The organism is Prochlorococcus sp. MIT 1201, from assembly GCF_047303415.1.
In the GTDB taxonomy this organism is placed as follows: Bacteria; Cyanobacteriota; Cyanobacteriia; order PCC-6307; family Cyanobiaceae; genus Prochlorococcus; species Prochlorococcus marinus_D.
Genome location: NZ_CP138947.1, coordinates 1,660,640 through 1,676,395 on the forward strand (window position 1 = coordinate 1,660,640; position 15,756 = coordinate 1,676,395).

11 protein-coding genes, 3 tRNA genes and 2 rRNA genes are annotated in these 15,756 nt (G+C 52.2%); 9 read left to right on the forward strand and 7 right to left on the reverse strand.

The window, feature by feature from the left end:
* Positions 1 to 47 precede the first annotated feature (47 nt).
* From SIB41_RS07995 to SIB41_RS08010, 4 genes are all read right to left on the reverse strand, one after another.
* Positions 48 to 2,924, reverse strand: a 23S ribosomal RNA gene (locus SIB41_RS07995).
* 491 nt (positions 2,925 to 3,415) lie between these two features.
* Positions 3,416 to 3,488: transfer RNA gene (locus SIB41_RS08000), tRNA-Ala, on the reverse strand.
* Between the two features lie 9 nt (positions 3,489 to 3,497).
* Positions 3,498 to 3,571 (reverse strand) — tRNA-Ile (locus tag SIB41_RS08005).
* 184 nt (positions 3,572 to 3,755) lie between these two features.
* A 16S ribosomal RNA gene (locus SIB41_RS08010) occupies positions 3,756 to 5,240 on the reverse strand.
* The 16S and 23S rRNA genes sit together here with 2 tRNA genes alongside, the layout of an rRNA operon.
* 693 nt (positions 5,241 to 5,933) lie before the next feature.
* Here SIB41_RS08010 and SIB41_RS08015 point away from each other — a divergent pair.
* Positions 5,934 to 7,421, forward strand: a complete 1,488-nt coding sequence (locus SIB41_RS08015; RefSeq protein WP_063407112.1) for a glycoside hydrolase 100 family protein — start codon at positions 5,934 to 5,936, stop codon at positions 7,419 to 7,421.
* Positions 7,422 to 7,461: 40 nt separating this feature from the next.
* Here SIB41_RS08015 and petD read toward each other — a convergent pair whose 3' ends face one another.
* Together petD and petB are read right to left on the reverse strand one after the other, a co-directional pair.
* On the reverse strand, positions 7,462 to 7,944 hold the full coding sequence (gene petD / locus SIB41_RS08020; protein WP_011131015.1) for a cytochrome b6-f complex subunit IV: 483 nt from the start codon (positions 7,942 to 7,944) through the stop codon (positions 7,462 to 7,464).
* Between the two features lie 90 nt (positions 7,945 to 8,034).
* Positions 8,035 to 8,691, reverse strand: a complete 657-nt coding sequence (gene petB / locus SIB41_RS08025; protein ID WP_011131016.1) for a cytochrome b6 — start codon at positions 8,689 to 8,691, stop codon at positions 8,035 to 8,037.
* Positions 8,692 to 8,750: 59 nt separating this feature from the next.
* Here petB and ctpZ point away from each other — a divergent pair, with 59 nt between their 5' ends.
* The 7 genes from ctpZ to SIB41_RS08060 all read left to right on the forward strand — a co-directional run bounded on the left by ctpZ (position 8,751) and on the right by SIB41_RS08060 (position 13,786).
* Positions 8,751 to 10,091 carry a carboxyl-terminal processing protease CtpZ gene (gene ctpZ, locus SIB41_RS08030; protein WP_413358081.1) on the forward strand — a complete coding sequence of 447 codons (1,341 nt, stop codon included), beginning with the start codon at positions 8,751 to 8,753 and terminating at the stop codon, positions 10,089 to 10,091.
* The gene (locus SIB41_RS08035) at positions 10,088 to 11,329 is read left to right on the forward strand and encodes an HD domain-containing protein (protein WP_413358083.1); all 1,242 of its coding nucleotides are present in this window, start codon (positions 10,088 to 10,090) and stop codon (positions 11,327 to 11,329) included. The genes ctpZ and SIB41_RS08035 overlap by 4 nt, the downstream gene beginning before the upstream one ends.
* Before the next feature lie 35 nt (positions 11,330 to 11,364).
* Positions 11,365 to 12,042 carry a septum site-determining protein MinC gene (gene minC, locus SIB41_RS08040; protein ID WP_413358085.1) on the forward strand — a complete coding sequence of 226 codons (678 nt, stop codon included), beginning with the start codon at positions 11,365 to 11,367 and terminating at the stop codon, positions 12,040 to 12,042.
* Positions 12,043 to 12,195: 153 nt separating this feature from the next.
* Positions 12,196 to 13,011 carry a septum site-determining protein MinD gene (minD, locus tag SIB41_RS08045; protein WP_011131020.1) on the forward strand — a complete coding sequence of 272 codons (816 nt, stop codon included), beginning with the start codon at positions 12,196 to 12,198 and terminating at the stop codon, positions 13,009 to 13,011.
* Positions 13,012 to 13,015: 4 nt separating this feature from the next.
* On the forward strand, positions 13,016 to 13,393 hold the full coding sequence (minE, locus tag SIB41_RS08050; protein WP_413358087.1) for a cell division topological specificity factor MinE: 378 nt from the start codon (positions 13,016 to 13,018) through the stop codon (positions 13,391 to 13,393).
* Positions 13,394 to 13,469: 76 nt separating this feature from the next.
* Positions 13,470 to 13,724 carry a response regulator transcription factor gene (locus SIB41_RS08055; RefSeq protein ID WP_413358089.1) on the forward strand — a complete coding sequence of 85 codons (255 nt, stop codon included), beginning with the start codon at positions 13,470 to 13,472 and terminating at the stop codon, positions 13,722 to 13,724.
* Positions 13,715 to 13,786 (forward strand) — tRNA-Thr (locus SIB41_RS08060). Before SIB41_RS08055 ends, SIB41_RS08060 begins: the two co-directional genes overlap by 10 nt.
* A gap of 124 nt (positions 13,787 to 13,910) precedes the next feature.
* Here the strand turns inward: SIB41_RS08060 and SIB41_RS08065 are convergent.
* Positions 13,911 to 14,084 carry a hypothetical protein gene (locus SIB41_RS08065; protein WP_011131023.1) on the reverse strand — a complete coding sequence of 58 codons (174 nt, stop codon included), beginning with the start codon at positions 14,082 to 14,084 and terminating at the stop codon, positions 13,911 to 13,913.
* Between the two features lie 481 nt (positions 14,085 to 14,565).
* Here SIB41_RS08065 and SIB41_RS08070 point away from each other — a divergent pair, with 481 nt between their 5' ends.
* Positions 14,566 to 14,862, forward strand: coding sequence for a hypothetical protein (locus tag SIB41_RS08070; RefSeq protein WP_063405254.1), 297 nt, complete (start codon positions 14,566 to 14,568; stop codon positions 14,860 to 14,862).
* Positions 14,863 to 15,756 lie beyond the last annotated feature (894 nt).

Below are 15,756 nucleotides of genomic sequence, written 5' to 3' on the forward strand. Positions count from 1 at the left end.
ATGCTCTGAATTGAATAAAACTTGTTTCTCGGGCAAGAACCAAATGGATGGTCAAGCCCTCGGTCTATTAGTACTCCTCCGCTGCATCCATTACTGGACTTCCACGTAGAGCCTATCAACGGGTGTTCTTCCCGTGACCTTACTGGCTTATGCCATGGGAACACTCATCTTGAGGTGGGCTTCCCACTTAGATGCTTTCAGCGGTTATCCACTCCGCACATGGCTACCCAGCGTTTACCGTTGGCACGATAACTGGTACACCAGAGGTGCGTTCCTCCCGGTCCTCTCGTACTAGGGAGAAATCCTCTCAATGTTCCTGCGCGTACACCGGATATGGACCGAACTGTCTCACGACGTTCTGAACCCAGCTCGCGTACCGCTTTAATGGGCGAACAGCCCAACCCTTGGGACCGACTTCAGCCCCAGGTTGCGATGAGCCGACATCGAGGTGCCAAACCTCCCCGTCGATGTGAACTCTTGGGGGAGATCAGCCTGTTATCCCTAGAGTAACTTTTATCCGTTGAGCGACGGCCCTTCCACTCAGAACCGTCGGATCACTAAGGCCGACTTTCGTCCCTGTTCGACTTGTAGGTCTCACAGTCAAGCTCCCTTCTGCCTTTGCACTCGTCGACTGATTTCCAACCAGCCTGAGGGAACCTTTGCGCGCCTCCGTTACCTTTTAGGAGGCGACCGCCCCAGTCAAACTGCCCACCTGATACTGTCCGCTCCCCGGATAACGGGTGAACGTTAGAACCCTAGCTCTGAAAGAGTGGTATCTCACCATTGACTCAGTAGCACCCACGAGCACTACTTCAACGTCTCCCACCTATCCTGCGCATTCAGAGCCCGGGCACAATACCAAGCTACAGTAAAGCTTCATAGGGTCTTTCTGTCCGGGTGTACGTAGTCCGCATCTTCACAGACAATTCTATTTCGCCGAGCCTCTCTCCGAGACAGCGCCCAGATCGTTACGCCTTTCGTGCGGGTCGGAACTTACCCGACAAGGAATTTCGCTACCTTAGGACCGTTATAGTTACGGCCGCCGTTCACCGGGGCTTCAGTCGCCAGCTTCGCTTACGCTGACCGGCTTCCTTAACCTTCCGGCACTGGGCAGGCGTCAGCCCCCATACATCGTCTTGCGACTTAGCGGAGACCTGTGTTTTTGGTAAACAGTCGCCTGGGCCTCTTCACTGCGACCAGCTCTCGCTGGCACCCCTTCTCCCGAAGTTACGGGGCCATTTTGCCGAGTTCCTTAGAGAGAGTTATCTCGCGCCCCTCGGTATTCTCTACCACCCTACCTGTGTCGGTTTCGGGTACTGGCAGTTATGCCTTAACGGGTATAGGGCTTTTCTTGGAAGCATGACATCACCAACTTCGCTGCCGTAGCAGCTCGTATTCACGCCTTAGCTCAGAACGTTTTCGCCGCTCCTCAACGCCTCGAACGCTTAAACCAGTAACCAACATCTGGCTTGGCTAGCCTTCTCCGTCCCCCTTCCCAAAACATAACCGGTACAGGAATGTTGACCTGTTATCCATCGACTACGCCTTTCGGCCTCGCCTTAGGTCCAGACTAACCCTCCGCGGACGAGCCTGCCGGAGGAACCCTTAGGGTTTCGGGGCATGGGATTCTCACCCATGTTTTCGCTACTCAAGCCGACATTCTCACTTCTATGCAGTCCACGCCCGCTTACGCTAACGCTTCGCCCCACATAGAACGCTCCCCTACCATTTAACAAGTTAAATCCGCAGCTTCGGTACAACACTTAGCCCCGTTCATTTTCGGCGCAGGATCGCTCGACCAGTGAGCTATTACGCACTCCTTTGAGGATGGCTGCTTCTAGGCAAACCTCCTGGTTGTCTGGGCAATCCCACCTCCTTTATCACTTAGTGTTGATTTGGGGACCTTAGCTGGCGGTCTGGGCTGTTTCCCTTTCGACCATGGAGCTTATCCCCCACAGTCTGACTGCCTAGTTACACACAGGGTATTCAGAGTTCATCTCGATTAGGTACCGCTCTCGCAGCCCGCACCGAAATGGTGGCTTTACCCCCCTGCTGGAGCACTAGACGCTACGCCTCAACGTATTTCGGGGAGAACCAGCTAGCTCCGGGTTCGATTGGCATTTCACCCCTAACCACAGCTCATCCGCTGATTTTTCAACATCAGTCGGTTCGGACCTCCACTTGGTATCACCCAAGCTTCATCCTGGCCATGGTTAGATCACCCGGGTTCGGGTCTATAAACACTGACGATCGCCCTATTCAGACTCGCTTTCGCTATGGCTCCACCATTTCCGGTTTAACCTGCCAGTGCCTATAAGTCGCCGGCTCATTCTTCAACAGGCACACGGTCACCCGATTTAGTCGGGCTCCCATTGCTTGTAGGCTCATGGTTTCATGTTCTATTTCACTCCCCTCCCGGGGTTCTTTTCACCTTTCCCTCGCGGTACTGTTGCGCTATCGGTCACACAGTAGTACTTAGCCTTACGAGGTGGTCCTCGCGGATTCACACGGAATTTCACGTGCTCCGTGCTACTCGGGATACAGCTAGTTCAGTTCAGTTTTCGGTTACGGGACTTTCACCCTCTGTGGTGTGCCATTCAAACACTTCTCCTAACATCCCTGATACACATTGCTGTCCCACAACCCCGATGGTCGAAACCATCGGTTTAGGCTCTTCCCCGTTCGCTCGCCGCTACTTAGGGAGTCGTTTTTACTTTCCTTTCCTCCAGCTACTAAGATGTTTCAGTTCGCTGGGTTGGCTCGCACCAGCCTATGGATTCAGCTGGCCGTACTAGGGGTTGCCCCATTCGGAAATTCCCGGATCAAAGCGTGTGTCCAGCTCCCCGAGACTTATCGCAGGTAACTACGTCCTTCATCGCCTCTGTGTGCCAAGGTATCCACCATGAGCCCTTTGTAGCTTGACCAATTAATCTCTATAACGCTTCACGTAGTTGAATACGTATTCTTAGCAATTCACCTGGCTTCAATCTCAAACTTCTCCAGTTAAACTGAATTATTTGTCATTGAAGATGGTTTGAATCACCAATCAAACTCTCGATGCCTCGATGACATCGAAAGAACGCTATAGAGTCTCGGCTCTTGACTCAAGAATCAAACATCATTCTCGTTAATCAACCTCAGCTCTCTACTGACGCAGATTGCATTAGCTGATTCCCAAGAATCATGCATCCATGAGATGCTTTATTCTTTCCAGACTTACCTATGCAGTTGTCAAGGTTCTGCTGAACATCTCTGCAATTCTTGCGAATTACAGTGAGCCCAGCGTCCTATCAACCTAACCTCAATTGATTGAGACCTGGAATGATAAGAAGCTAGGGTCTGCCAGCAAACTTAAATTCTAAATCACATCACACAACGATTCTCACCATTGGCTCGTTGTCAGAAGATTCGTCAGTGGAGGTTAGCGGACTCGAACCGCTGACATCCTGCTTGCAAAGCAGGCGCTCTACCAACTGAGCTAAACCCCCAACACCGAATGGGCCATCCTGGACTTGAACCAGGGACCTCACCCTTATCAGGGGTGCGCTCTAACCACCTGAGCTAATGGCCCAGGAGTAACCCTTGCGGGGTGTGACCTAGACAAGTTTAGGAACTAAAATCAATCATCAATCTCCAAGCTGATTACTCAGCTTTTCTTTGATTCTCAACTTGAGGTACCGATCGACCTAAGGTGACAGGATTTCGGCCTAAGAATTAAAATACTCAGACATCAAAATCATTGTTTTGTCTCCCTGTTAGGAGGTGATCCATCCGCACCTTCCGGTACGGATACCTTGTTACGACTTCACCCCAGTCATCAGCCCCACCTTCGGCGTCCTCCTCCACAAGGGTTGGAGTAACGACTTCGGGCGTGGCCAACTTCCATGGTGTGACGGGCGGTGTGTACAAGGCCCGGGAACGTATTCACCGCAGTATGCTGACCTGCGATTACTAGCGATTCCTTCTTCACGTAGGCGAGTTGCAGCCTACGATCTGAACTGAGCCACGGTTTATGGGATTTGCTTGTCCTCGCGAACTTGCTGCCCTTTGTCCGTAGCATTGTAGTACGTGTGTAGCCCAGGATGTAAGGGGCATGATGACTTGACGTCATCCACACCTTCCTCCGGTTTATCACCGGCGGTCTCTCTAGAGTGCCCAACTGAATGCTGGCAACTAAAAACGTGGGTTGCGCTCGTTGCGGGACTTAACCCAACATCTCACGACACGAGCTGACGACAGCCATGCACCACCTGTCACTGCGTTCCCAAAGGCACTCTCTCGTTTCCAAGAGATTCGCAGGATGTCAAACCCTGGTAAGGTTCTTCGCGTTGCATCGAATTAAACCACATACTCCACCGCTTGTGCGGGCCCCCGTCAATTCCTTTGAGTTTCACACTTGCGTGCGTACTCCCCAGGCGGAACACTTAACGCGTTGGCTACGACACCGAGGGGGTCGATTCCCCCGACACCTAGTGTTCATCGTTTACGGCCAGGACTACAGGGGTATCTAATCCCTTTCGCTCCCCTGGCTTTCGTCCATGAGCGTCAGTTATGGCCCAGCAGAGCGCCTTCGCCACTGGTGTTCTTCCCGATATCTACGCATTTCACCGCTACACCGGGAATTCCCTCTGCCCCTACCACACTCAAGCCAATCAGTTTCCACTGCCTTGATGGAGTTAAGCTCCACGCTTTAACAGCAGACTTGAAAAGCCGCCTGCGGACGCTTTACGCCCAATAATTCCGGATAACGCTTGCCACTCCCGTATTACCGCGGCTGCTGGCACGGAATTAGCCGTGGCTTATTCCTCAAGTACCGTCAGATCTTCTTCCTTGAGAAAAGAGGTTTACAGCCCAGAGGCCTTCATCCCTCACGCGGCGTTGCTCCGTCAGGCTTGCGCCCATTGCGGAAAATTCCCCACTGCTGCCTCCCGTAGGAGTCTGGGCCGTGTCTCAGTCCCAGTGTGGCTGATCATCCTCTCAGACCAGCTACTGATCGATGCCTTGGTGAGCCATTACCTCACCAACTAGCTAATCAGACGCGGGCTCATCCTCAGGCGAAATTCATTTCACCTCTCGGCATATGGGGTATTAGCGGCCGTTTCCAACCGTTATCCCCCTCCTGAGGGCAGATTCCCACGCGTTACTCACCCGTCCGCCACTAACCCGAAGGTTCGTTCGACTTGCATGTGTTAAGCACGCCGCCAGCGTTCATCCTGAGCCAGGATCAAACTCTCCGTAGTAGATCAAACCCTCTCGCAATCAACCCTTACAGGCTCATCACTCAGTCTGATTTGCTTCACCCACTCATTCGCACTGGCGTACGACAAGCAGTTGTTGCCCCCTTCCTCTGACAGAAGGATTACAAGAGTGCACTTCAGAATCTCTTCCTTCTGTGACTTTCCAGGATCTCAGATCCGGTCGTTGCTTTCACCTGTCACACCTTTGACATCAATCCTCGCCCGTGAAAGCAAAAATTGATGCTGTAACAGGTTTCTGCAACTAATTTCTTTTGACGGGACCTCACACTCTCGTCGCATATCTGCTCAAACCCTTTGATCAGCTTTTGATCGCTGCTCATCGGGCCTAAACGCGACAAAAGCGTCAGTTCCTAAACTCTTAAGTTGTCCAGGTTCTGCTCCTCCACTCCCTTGTAAGGAGTGTCAGGCGCTGCGATCTTGCGATCGCCTCTAAAACCTACAACACCAGCGGATCGCTCCTCTGCTCTTGTAAGCGCCCACTGACGCCTCAAGCTTTCGCTATCAGCACCACGTGGGTTGCGCTACAGGGCTCAGCCCTTCGCGCAGTCCAAAAACATAGCCCATTTCATACCCCTCTCGCAATCTCTTCTCAATCGCTCTCATCTCCATAGTTGCTTCCACTGTTGGTCAAGGCTGCCATCACTAGCGTTTGGCAAATGCATTGCATATCAGTCCATGGCCGGACGCTTAAACCAGCAAAACCAGAGGGTTCGTCCCAACTCCAATGAAGACCAGGTCGTGGAGCAGGTCAAGGAGCATTTCGAACGCACGCTGATCGAAGTCGGCGGCACTGTGGCCGGCAGCGTGGCGGCTCTTGAGCATCAGCCCCATAACAAAGCTCTCAATTACGGCGAGGTCTTCCTGCGCGACAACGTGCCCGTGATGATCTACCTGCTCACCCAAAAACGTTACAAGGAGGTGAAGCAATTTCTCAGCGTTTGCCTAGATCTGCAAAGCACCACCTATCAGACACGCGGGGTGTTCCCCACCAGCTTCGTTGAGGAACAAGGCGAACTGATTGCTGACTATGGCCAGCGCTCAATCGGCAGGATCACCTCTGTGGACGCAAGCCTTTGGTGGCCCATTTTGTGCTGGCTTTATGTCAAGCGAAGCGGTGACAAAAACTTCGGCACCAACCAAAAGGTCCAACGAGGGGTGCAGCTGATGCTCGATCTCGTGCTGCATCCCACCTTCGAGGGCACTCCAGTTCTATTTGTGCAGGATTGCTCATTCATGATTGACCGCCCCATGGATGTTTGGGGGGCACCACTTGAAGTGGAAGTCCTGCTCTATGCATGCCTGCGCAGCTGCATCGAGCTGATGGAACTGAGTCGCAAAACTCATGTCAGTCGGCTTCTCGACCAACGGCTCTTACTGACCCGCCAATGGGTGCATGATCTACGTCAATTTCTGCTCAAGCACTACTGGGTCACCAGCAAGACCATGCAGGTGCTGCGGAGAAGACCCACAGAGCAATACGGCGACAACCAGCACCAAAACGAGTTCAACGTGCAGCCACAGGTCGTTCCCGACTGGCTTCAAGACTGGCTTGAAAACCGGGGTGGCTATCTCATCGGCAACATCCGCACTGGACGACCTGACTTTCGTTTTTACAGTCTCGGAAACTCCCTAGCCTGCCTGTTTGGGCTGCTCACCGCCCCGCAACAGCGCGCTCTGTTCCGACTGGTGCTTCACAACCGACAGCATCTGATGGCTCAGATGCCAATGCGCATCTGCCATCCGCCCATGGAAGGGGCGGAATGGCAGAACAAGACAGGTTCAGACCCGAAAAACTGGCCATGGAGCTATCACAACGGCGGACACTGGCCCAGCCTGCTCTGGTTCTTCGGAGCCTCAATCTTGTTACATGAACGGCGTCATCCTGAGGCCGACGTGCTGCTGATGGGTGAAATGCGAGCCCTGCTGGAGGAGTGCTACTGGAGCCAATTAAACCAACTGCCGCGTCAAAAATGGGCCGAATACTTTGATGGACCAACAGGCACCTGGGTAGGACAGCAGTCAAGGACCTACCAGACCTGGACCATGGTGGGATTTCTACTTCTTCACCACCTTCTACGCGTCTGCCCCGACGACGTGTTGTGGTTGGATCTCGATGAACTGCTGCCAACTCATGAAGTGAAAGCAACAAAAAACCCGGCATGAAGCCGGGTTGATGCGAGCAAATCTTGACTTTTAAAACTTTTCAGAACAAACCCAGAGTTAGCGACTTGTCGATGGGGAGACAAGCACCGATACCGAGATAAATCGTAATCACAGTTCCGAATAGAAAGAAGGCCATCGCAATTGGCCTGCGGAATGGATTCTGATACTTATTAACGCTTTCGATGAAGGGAATCAACATCAACCCGAGAGGAACAAGGGTTTGCAAAGCAATGCCAAGCAGCTTATTCGGAACAACCCGAAGAATCTGAAACACCGGATAGAGATACCACTCAGGAAGAATCTCTAGAGGCGTTGCAAAGGGATCTGCTTTATCACCCAACATAGCGGGATCAAGAACAGCAAGACCAACAAGGCAAGCAAACGTGCCCAGAATCACGACTGGGAAGATGTAAAGGAGATCATTCGGCCAAGCAGGCTCCCCGTAGTAGTTGTGCCCCATGCCCTTGGCCAGTTTCGCCCTCAATTTTGGATCAGAGAAATCGGGCTTCTTAAGAATGTGCATGGGATTTTGGCCGAATAGTTAGCGAATGAAGTAGGTGATGAACTGAGATATAAAAACGTGAAGTGGGATTTGAATCTGAATGATTGACGCTTACAACGGACCTGAAATGCCCTGCTTCCTGATCATCAGGAAATGCATGAGCATGAACACTGCAAGTAGCCAGGGCAGCACAAAGGTGTGAAGGCTATAAAAACGAGTCAGGGTTGACTGCCCGACGCTCTCGCCACCGCGAAGCAATTCGACCATAAAGTCTCCAACCACGGGAATAGCAGCAGGAACGCCTGAAACGATCTTCACAGCCCAGTACCCGACTTGATCCCATGGGAGGGAATAACCGGTGACACCGAAAGAAACGGTGATCACAGCCATCACAACACCGGTAACCCAGGTGAGCTCTCGCGGACGCTTAAAGCCGCCAGTGAGGTAGACGCGAAAGACGTGCAAGATGAGCATCAACACCATCATCGAGGCGCTCCAGCGATGCACAGAACGAATCAACCAGCCGAAACTGACATCTGACATCAGATAGCTCACAGAGCTATAGGCCTCAGTCACAGTGGGCTTGTAGTAAAAGGTCATCGCGAAACCTGTCGCGAACTGAACCAGGAAGCACACCAGCGTGATTCCGCCTAAGCAGTAGAAAATATTGACGTGCGGAGGCACGTACTTGGAGCTGACATCGTCAGCTATGGCCTGAATCTCAAGACGTTCCTGAAACCAGTCGTAGACAGGTGAGGAGTTCGTCATGCAAATGAGGGTCCGGATTGCGAGAGTCTACTTAACGTCCTGCATGGACAGCACCCGGCATGAAGCCAATGTTGCCGACTACTAACTCCCGATCACATCCGCTGCGGCGCCTATGGCTTGCGTGGCTGAGCCTGGGTCTTGGCGTGCTGCTGATGGCGGCTCCAGCCATGGCATTGAATGATGCCCAACAACTGGTCGTTGAAAGCTGGCGGCTCGTCAACCAGGGATATCTAGACCCAGCCAAGTTCGATGAGGTGCACTGGCGAAGGCTAAGAGAGCAGGCATTAGAGAAAACAATCAACCGTAGTGACGAGGCCTATGAGGCCATCGAAGCGATGCTGCTTCCACTTGAAGATCCCTACACAAGACTATTGAGACCAGACGACTACACCGCCATAAAAGCCGCCAATTTGGGCAGCGAGATCAACGGCGTTGGCCTACAGCTGGGGGCCCGCGCTGAAGATGGCCAGGTCGTGGTTATCGCTCCGCTTGAAGGGTCCCCCGCGGCCGATGCAGGCGTCACAAGCGGCACGGCCTTACTCAGCGTGGATGGCCAGTCTCCACAATCCCTTGGCCTCGAAGCCACAGCTGCAAGGCTGCGGGGAGAAGTGGGCTCACAAGTTGTCGTAAAGCTGCAACCCCCAAATGGATCTAGCGAAGAACTCACCCTCGAGCGACGCAGTGTGGATCTCAGGCCAGTACGGACCCGCCGACTGAGGAGTGCTAAACACACCCTGGGCTACCTACGCATCACCCAGTTCAGCGAAGGAGTGCCCGAACAGGTCAAAGAAGCACTTGAGGAACTGTCAGAAAAAGAGATTGAAGGCCTAGTTCTAGATCTGCGCAATAACTCCGGTGGGTTAGTGAGCTCTGGACTAGCAGTAGCGGATGCCTTCCTGAGTGGCTCCCCAATCGTGGAGACACGCAACCGAGAGCGCATTAACGAAGCAATCCCTTCTGCAATTGAAACCCTTTATGACGGTCCGATGGTGACACTGGTCAACGGAGGGACTGCCAGCGCGAGCGAAATTCTGGCTGGTGCCCTGCAAGACAACAGCCGCTCACAGCTGCTTGGTAGCCGCACGTTTGGCAAGGGTCTGATCCAAACACTCACCAACCTGAGCGACGGCAGTGGCCTGGCCGTGACGGTAGCCGGATACATGACTCCAAGCGGCCGAGACATTCAAAACCAGGGCATCGAGCCGGATCGGACTCTGGATCCTCCTGAACCCCTCAATCCTGGCGGGGAAGAAGACCGTTGGTTGCATGATGCTGAACTCTGGATGGAGGCCCAACTCGACCGCGATCACGATGCCCAGTTAGAGACCACAGAAGATCTTCAGCTCGATAGTGCTGAAGATGTTGAATTCAAAACTCAGCAGAATCGTGATGATCCATGAGTCTGCGCACGTATCACGACCCTCTCCATCACGGCATCACCCTCAATGCCAGCGATGCAGCAGAGGCCATGGTGATGCAGTTAATCGATGCGGCGCCATTCCAGCGGCTGCGCCGCATCCGTCAGCTTGGGCCAGCCTTCCTCACCTTTCATGGAGCTGAGTCCAGTCGCTTCACCCATTCCCTTGGTGTGTTCCATCTCGCACGCCTTGCTCTGGAAAGGTTGCTGCAGTTCGACTCAGGCCTAGAGGAACATCGCGGACTGCTCTATGGAGCGGCCCTACTGCATGACCTCGGCCATGCCCCCCTAAGCCATACCGGAGAGGAAATATTTGGTCTGGACCATGAGACCTGGTCGGCGCGTTTAGTCAGAGAACATCCCGCCGTGCGTGCGCCCCTTGAGGCCTACGCCCCGGGCACTGCAGATGGAGTAGCCAATCTTCTTGAACGGGGCAGTTCACCCCACAGCGTGATCAAGGCTCTGGTTAGTAGCCAACTGGACTGCGACCGACTCGACTATCTCTTGCGAGACAGCTACAGCACAGGAACCCATTACGGCCAGCTCGACCTCGAGCGAATCCTCTCCGCCCTCACCCTGGCGCCTGATGGAGCCATGGCCATTCATCCAAAAGGTCTCATGGCAGTTGAGCACTACCTGGTCGTACGCAACCTGATGTACCGCAGTGTCTACAACCACCGTCTCAATGTTGTTTGCAACTGGCTGCTTGAGCAGGTGGTGCGCACCGCTCGCCAATTCGGAGCTGCTCATGTTTGGGCCGACAAGATCATGGCCACCTGGCTCTGGAGCCTCAATCAACTCGACCTCGACACATTCCTGGCCAATGATGACCTGCGCACCGGCTATCACCTCCTCCGTTGGCAAGACGAGGGACCTGCACCTCTAGCCGAACTCTGCAAACGCTTCCTCAATCGCCACCTCCTGAAAGCCCTTGCAGTACAACATCTAAGCCATAGCAACCAGCTAGAGGTCCTCACTTTGGCTCGGCAACTAGCTGAACGCCAAGGCTTCGATCCAGCGCTCTGCTGTGGATTACGCCATCAGCAACAGCGCGGGTATCACCCCTACAAAGGAGGGCTACGTCTTTGGGATGGAAGGCAATTGCGAGCTCTCGAGCAAGCCTCTCCCCTGGTCGCCAGCTTGATTACCCCAGCCGACTCTTCATGGTTGATTTATCCCCGAGAGATTCATGGGGAGCTTCAAGCTGCGCTGGCAACTTAGACGAACTGGCCTAGCGTCCTCATCTGAAAAGGGTCTTGGAGATCGAGGTGGGCGAGCCTGAGGCACAACGACTCACACTCCCCTGGTGCCGAGAAGCACATTGGCGAGAAACATTGCCGGCCATGCTCAATGAACTTGATCCTGGGCCCACCGAACTCGATTGCCGCGACTGGCAACTGGGTTGCCGGGACCTGCATCAGCTGAGGGAGCTGCTGAACAAAGAAGGAGTGACGCTGACCAGAATTCACGCCAACTTGCGAGAAACCCTTGTCAGCGCTGCTGCTCTGGGTTATCCAACGCATATGGCCTCTCCACAGGGAAACAGCTCCAAAACACGCTCTGGCGATACACAACCCAAGCCCAAGACGCCCCAAAAACTGCTCTTCCACCAAGGCACTCTGCGATCAGGCGACCATCTGAGCGCAGAAGGAGACGTGCTGCTACTAGGGGATGTCAACCCCGGCGCACGCATATCAGCTGGAGGCGACGTGATGGTTTGGGGGCGACTCCGCGGCATTGCTCACGCAGGACAGGACGGCGACACCAAAGCAAAAATTGTGGCCCTACAACTCAGACCACTTCAGCTGCGTATTGCCGATGCAGTTGCTCGAGGCCCTGAAGATCAACCCCAACCTGGCTTAGCAGAAGAGGCCCGACTTGAAGCAGGCACAATCATGATCGAACCTGCTAGGGCTAACAGATTCAACGGTTAATTCTTCAGCCTCAAAAGGCAAACACATTTCACGATTAAGCCTCCGGCTCATGCCCCGCTGAACAAAGCCCATTTGTTCCATTGCAAACCTTGGACCATTTCTGTTGGGCCTATTGCCTACGCCACTTAAGCTGACCGCACTTTTCAATGGCCCGTGGCGCCAACGACACGCACCATTCTGATCTGCTCCGGAAAAGGAGGTGTCGGCAAAACCACCCTCACCGCCAACCTGGGTATCGCTCTTGCCAAGCTTGGAGTTCAAACCGTTGTGTTGGATGCCGATTTCGGCTTGCGCAACCTCGATCTACTACTGGGCCTGGAGAACCGAATCGTCTACACCGCCCAGGAAGTGCTCTCAGAGAACTGCAGGCTTGATCAGGCCCTGGTGAAACACAAGCAGGAGCCAAACCTCTCCCTTCTGCCCGCCGGGAACCCCCGCATGCTCGAGTGGCTCAAACCTGAGGACATGCAACGCATTGCCGCGATGCTGGCCAAGCAATTCGACTATGTATTGATTGATTGCCCCGCGGGGATCGAAGACGGCTTCAAAAATGCCGTTGCTGCCGCCAAGGAAGCAATCGTGATCACAACACCTGAGGTTTCGGCAGTGCGCGATGCCGACCGTGTCATCGGCTTACTGAACACCCATGGCGTAAGCCCTGTTCAGCTGGTGCTCAACAGGGTGCGTCCAAAGATGATGGCCAATCAAGAGATGCTGGCCGCAGACGATGTGACCGACATCCTGGCGCTGCCCTTGCTTGGTTTAGTTCTAGAGGACGAACAGGTGATTGTGAGCACCAACCGCGGAGAGCCGCTCACCCTCAGTGCCAACAACTCTCCAGCCTCTCGTGCCTACTCCAACATTGCGCGTCGCCTTCAAGGGGAAGATGTTCCTCTGATCGATCCGGCAAAGGAAGGACTGGGACTACGCGAAAAGGTGTGGCGCTTGATGCAAACCAAGATCTTTTGAAGTAATGGCAACCACTCTGCGAGACATTCTTGACAAATTGCTGGGCCGCCAACCAGCCAGTGCCAAAACGGCAAGGGAGCGCCTTCAGCTTGTGCTTGCACATGACCGCAGCGATCTAAGCCCTGAACTGCTCGATCAAATGCGGCGCGAAATCTTTGAGGTCGTTGCCAAGTACGTGGAGATTGACCTTGAGGAAGGCGAAGTAAGCCTTGAAACCGAAGATCGCATGACGGCCTTAGTGGCTAACTTGCCGATCAAACGTTCCCAAGCCAAGGCTGTCAGTAGCCAAGAGAAGGCTGTCAGTAGCCAAGAGAATGGTGCCAGCAGCCAAGAGGCTGTCAGCAGCCAAGAATCCGTGTCAACTCCTGGAGCAATGGAATAGGGCGGAGAAGAGGGGGAATCCTGAAAGAAATTGCTTTGCTGCTATGCAGCCACAAAATCAATCAAACTCTTTTCCATTGCCTCAATCAGCTGGATCGCAACGACTAAGCCCAGCGGAGCAATCCGTGGTGACTTTGTTGTTTGAGGGTCTCAGTAACAAAGCCATCGCACACAGACTGATCCTTAGTCCACGAACCGTGGAAAGTCACATCAGCCATGCCCTCGCCAAAACCGGCTGTCAAAGCCGACTCGAACTCACCTTGTGGCTGATTGCCAACTGTCAGCCAGAAGCAGCCACCTCCGTCGTTACACTTCCAGGATTGCCGGCTTAGCTCAGTGGTAGAGCAGCGCTTTTGTAAAGCGAAGGCCATCGGTTCAAATCCGTTAGCCGGCATTTCAGAAAGATGAATGTCAACCAACAGCCAAGCTGCCAAACAAGAAGATCAAGGGAGCACAAGAGCCCTTCCTTTTGGACACACGTGTCGAACGTCCTGTCTTACAAGAACACTTCAAACCTCTCAACCATCAGCCTGATCCTTCACCTTCCCTGCGAGCAACCAAGCTCCAAGCAACAACAGCACCCAACCCAGACCCCGTAATTCAAAAATCGGTGTAGTAATCACAGTCACCTGCTCTAACAGCCAATGAAAGCTGGCCTGAAGAAGCAATACCAAGCCGATCAGCCAGAGCATGTGAAGGAAGACAATTTAGGCATCAAAGCCACTTTCACGTAACTGACAACATTGTGAAGAGTTGATGGTGACCATCTTTAAACAACTGTCTAATTTCTAGACGCCGCGATCAAAGGATCTGAAGCTTACAAAGAGGTTCTAACCCTAAGCTCAAAAAAATGCCACCAACCAAACAGAACCATCGACAACACTGAACACGGGGGCAACGACCAAGACAGTCGCAAGGAAACCTTGATCAGAGAATCAGATCCAATGGCAAAATATGAAAGCAAACAAAATACAAAATAGCCGCTCAAAAATCTCCAAGGACAATAAAGCTCCACTACTAATAGAGATTTCTCAATCCCATTTGATGAGAGGAAGGTGCATCAAAAGTGGGAAGCAAACACAACAAAAGGTAATGAAGGATTGATGGTACCAATCGTATTTAGGCCCAATAGGGAAGGTCTTGCTAGGATCCTGCAAAATAAGAGCCAAGGCAATGAGGTTTATAGAATTCCTGGACCAGCGCTTCTGCAATTCACAGGAGATTAGAGAGATTAACCATCGAGGCATATCTGCAGGATTTGACGGCTTCAGAGAAGTGTGGGAACTCGATTATCTTTACGAGCATTTTGAAGCCGATATCCATGAGATCATAGAGGAGACAGGATATTTAGACTCTGACTTGAAAGACGAATTTGACAACGAAGAGACACTTAGGATGAAACTCGTATGGTTTGCAGTTAGCACATATTGCCTAAGCAGAACTGATGCACTTATCGAGGCAAAAGATTAAGGTGTTTAGCAATGAACCACTAAAGCAAGGTTGACAGCGAATCAATCACTTAGTCTAAGGGGCATGAGATCTCAATAACAAGTACAGAAACAACAGCCAGTCAGATTAATGAATGTTATTTCCATGAAATTATTGCCCCACTAGGCTGACTAATAAGATGGTCAAAACAAACAAATGACCAATGGGATGGCGTGGGGCAATTCTTAGAGGCAGACTAGTTGCATCTTAAGCGATTAAGAGTTTCTCGGAAGAGGGCAGCCAAGAGAAGGCCTTGTGTCATATTTCAAATGTTTCAATGGACCATTTTCAAATACATAAAACAAGAAAGCTCCAATATATTCCCGTCCAGAATATGGAGCCCTGCCATGCCTAAGCGAGGGCCCATGGTAAATAACTAGATCTCCTATTTCTAGGAATACGGATTCAATCTTATCGCTTTTATAAAAGTCAAGAGACCATTCAGAGTCTTTTGACAAGCAGCATGAAACACCTATTTCAGAGCTAGGCTTCAAATCAAAGTGAGGGGGGAGAGCATGCTAACGACCATAAATTCGACCAAAGAAATAAGCAGGAAGCAATCTATCCTTGAAATTTTTCTGAATTAAAGGTTGCAAGCATAACAGTAACGAATCAAGAAAAAGAGGCGAGTATTTAGAAAATAATTCAAAGTCATCAGCAGGCTTGCCGTAAAAGCCTGAACCACAGTCAATTGACATTAAAATTCTGAGTCGAAGTGATAAAAACTCACACAGCTCATTAAAGATTACCTTTCTAAGTATGGTGGTTTTACCAGACATTAATTCAAGAAAAGCAATATAACTATAATAGCCGAGAATCGGAAGAAAGAGTTATTGAAATACTTGTCAATGCAAAGCGATGATGGAGTGGTTGATA

Bases quoted from the DNA above. Each gene is read 5' to 3' on its own strand.
- ctpZ (WP_413358081.1), top strand. From the start codon at position 8,751: ATGAAGCCAATGTTGCCGACTACTAACTCCCGATCACATCCGCTGCGG.
- SIB41_RS08015 (WP_063407112.1), top strand. From the start codon at position 5,934: ATGGCCGGACGCTTAAACCAGCAAAACCAGAGGGTTCGTCCCAACTCC.
- SIB41_RS08070 (WP_063405254.1), top strand. From the start codon at position 14,566: ATGAGGTTTATAGAATTCCTGGACCAGCGCTTCTGCAATTCACAGGAG.
- petB (WP_011131016.1), bottom strand. From the start codon at position 8,691: ATGACGAACTCCTCACCTGTCTACGACTGGTTTCAGGAACGTCTTGAG.
- SIB41_RS08035 (WP_413358083.1), top strand. From the start codon at position 10,088: ATGAGTCTGCGCACGTATCACGACCCTCTCCATCACGGCATCACCCTC.
- petD (WP_011131015.1), bottom strand. From the start codon at position 7,944: ATGCACATTCTTAAGAAGCCCGATTTCTCTGATCCAAAATTGAGGGCG.
- SIB41_RS08065 (WP_011131023.1), bottom strand. From the start codon at position 14,084: ATGCTCTGGCTGATCGGCTTGGTATTGCTTCTTCAGGCCAGCTTTCAT.
- minE (WP_413358087.1), top strand. From the start codon at position 13,016: ATGGCAACCACTCTGCGAGACATTCTTGACAAATTGCTGGGCCGCCAA.